General features: G+C 52.3%; 1 protein-coding gene. It reads right to left on the minus strand.

The features are described from left to right. Positions 1-301 (minus strand): respiratory nitrate reductase subunit gamma (locus MXD62_RS10745; protein WP_248829161.1); only part of this gene is annotated, 301 nt, incomplete at its 3' end. Between the last annotated feature and the right edge of the window lie 28 nt (positions 302-329).

Consider the following 329-nt stretch of genomic DNA (forward strand, 5'->3'; position numbering starts at 1 on the left):
TCACTTCCGTTTCCGTCAACGGTTCGGTCAGGATGATATTGATCGGTGCCAACAGCACATGAATCAGCTTGGTAAACGGAATCAACCCGATCAAACCGAGGGCAAGCAGCATGTGACCCACCCACAAGAGAAGATAGAGCGTTTCCGTTGATGGCGAGGCACCCACTCCGATTGTTTGCAACAGCAGCGCCAGTGAATAGCCGACAAACGACCAGCCTCCATGCTCGGGTGTGGTAACAGCCAGTCGCACCGCTTCAATCAGGAAGCCGCTTATCCCAATCACAAACAGCAGAATCAGCATGGCATAATCGGCCGGATTGGTTACTAAA

The sequence above is a fragment of the Frankia sp. Mgl5 genome, assembly GCF_023242985.1.
In the GTDB taxonomy this organism is placed as follows: Bacteria; Actinomycetota; Actinomycetes; order Frankiales; family Frankiaceae; genus Parafrankia; species Parafrankia soli.